This window comes from Acinetobacter sp. VT 511 (assembly GCF_001077515.1).
Lineage (GTDB): Bacteria > Pseudomonadota > Gammaproteobacteria > Pseudomonadales > Moraxellaceae > Acinetobacter > Acinetobacter schindleri.
Genome location: NZ_LFRE01000003.1, coordinates 1 through 1,815, shown reverse-complemented (window position 1 = coordinate 1,815; position 1,815 = coordinate 1). Strand labels below are relative to the sequence as shown.

The 1,815-nt window shown below is 49.4% G+C and carries 2 protein-coding genes and 2 pseudogenes; 2 read left to right on the top strand and 2 right to left on the bottom strand.

Features of this window, described 5'->3' with window-relative positions; all coding sequences use genetic code 11:
* Together ACS72_RS00065 and ACS72_RS18850 are read left to right on the top strand one after the other, a co-directional pair.
* Positions 1-363, top strand: a pseudogene (locus tag ACS72_RS00065) (FGGY family carbohydrate kinase); the annotation flags it as partial.
* A gap of 178 nt (positions 364-541) precedes the next feature.
* Positions 542-1,117, top strand: a complete 576-nt coding sequence (locus ACS72_RS18850; RefSeq protein WP_283936036.1) for an AMP-binding protein — start codon at positions 542-544, stop codon at positions 1,115-1,117.
* Here the strand turns inward: ACS72_RS18850 and ACS72_RS18530 are convergent.
* Both ACS72_RS18530 and ACS72_RS18525 read right to left on the bottom strand, forming a co-directional pair.
* Positions 1,011-1,430 (bottom strand): amino acid permease, encoded by a 420-nt coding sequence (locus ACS72_RS18530; RefSeq protein WP_249888226.1) that lies wholly within the window; start codon positions 1,428-1,430, stop codon positions 1,011-1,013. The two genes, ACS72_RS18850 and ACS72_RS18530, sit on opposite strands and share 107 nt — an antisense overlap.
* A 24-nt stretch (positions 1,431-1,454) precedes the next feature.
* Positions 1,455-1,815 (bottom strand): annotated as a pseudogene (locus ACS72_RS18525) (autotransporter outer membrane beta-barrel domain-containing protein); the annotation flags it as partial.

Here is a 1,815-nt window from a genome sequence, read left to right as displayed (position 1 = left end):
CATGTCGCTTTTGGCACCATCGATAGCTGGCTGCTCTGGAACCTGAACCAAGGCGCTGAACATGTCATTGAAGCCAGTAATGCTTCCCGTACCATGCTCATGAATCTGCAACCTCAAAGGTGGGATGAGAGCCTACTGGATCTGTTTAATATTCCAGCTGCAGTCCTGCAAAGAATCATCAGCTCTGATTGCCATATTGCAGATACGGCACCTGGTTTATTAGGTGCTACCATTCCTATTACCGGTATATTGGGCGACCAACAATCTGCCCTGTTTGGCCAATCCTGTTTTGAACCCGGTATGGCAAAAAACACTTACGGAAACGGCTGCTTTATGCTGTTTAATACTGGTCATGATATTCAACTAGTATCCGCTAGGATAAGAAAAAAGAATGTTGAAAAGGGGTATTTTCAAAATGAAAAGAGGTTTATCGTTCGTCTTATCGATCATCATGTTGGCTATTTTGTTGGCAGCTTGTGGGAATTCGGCTTCCAAAGACGAACAATCCGCCCAAGGCAGTGATTCGGAGAAATCTCTTCGGATGGCCCTCGTACTTCCCGAAAAAATAGGGGTTAACCCTTTCTTTGTACAGATGGATGAAGGTTTCAAAAAAGCAGGCGAAGAATTCAAAGTAGATACCAAGACGATTGAATCGACAGACCCGGCAGCATTTGAACAAAATCTGCGTGCTGCGGTTGCCGAGAATTATGATCTGATTATCACAGCAACGCAAGTGGTCAACAATCCGAATATTGCGATCCATGACATTGACTTGACGACAACACAGGAAAAAACACAAATTTTGGAACATTTTAATGATTCTATGGCTGAATACCCAATGGACAAGACGATTCATGGACTGTTTGAGGAACAAGTGGCAAGAACTCCTGAACACGTTGCGGTTGTATTTGAGGATCAACATTTGACCTATCAAGCGCTGAACGAGAAAGCCAACCAATTGGCAAGAACGTTGAAGGCTAAAGGCATTCAAAATGATCAGTTAGTCGGGATCATCGCTGATCGTTCGCTAGACATGGTTGTAGGAATCCTTGCGATTTTGAAAGCGGGTGGCGCATACGTGCCGATTGATCCGAGACGTAGGTGCCGAGCAGGATGACGGTGGTCAGCAGTGCCGCCCGGCCGGGGATGCGCTTGGGGTCCTTGGTCTCCTCGTTCAGGGCGAGACACGTGTCCCAGCCCCAGTAGATGAACAAGGCCAGCAGCACGGCCTCGGTGAAGCCGCTCCAGTCGGTGAAGCCCAACGGGTTGAACCAGGCGAGATCGAACGGCGTCGGGTTCGGCGCGGTCCCGTCGAAGAACTTCCACAGCGCCACCACCACGAACAGCGCCAGCACGAGGTACTGCACGCCGAGGAGGATGTTCTGGATGCGCTCGCCGATCTCGACGCCGCGATAGCTGACGTACGTCATCGCGGCGATGAACGCGACGCCGGCCGCACGGTCGTTCAGACGCATAACAAAAAGAGTGTTAGCAGCTGCCAGGTTAGCGACGTAACTTCCAGCTTCGGGGCGCAGGACGGGGGTAGGCGTTTCTGTTGATTCTGAATTTCCCTCTGAGCTGTTATCCTCCTCATTCACTGACTGATAACTTGTCAAATACCAGTTTTTGCCTTGTTGTTTTAGTTGATATTCGAAAGCTCCAGCTGCAATCCTTGCATCACCTTATCTGAAGGCATCTGCTGGAGATTCATCGCCATTCACAGTTATGAGTTCGATCCCGTTTAGCGTGGCCGCGCCGCTTCCTCCAGCATTTTTCACATAGACGGTAGTTGAACCCGAAGTATTACCCTCAACA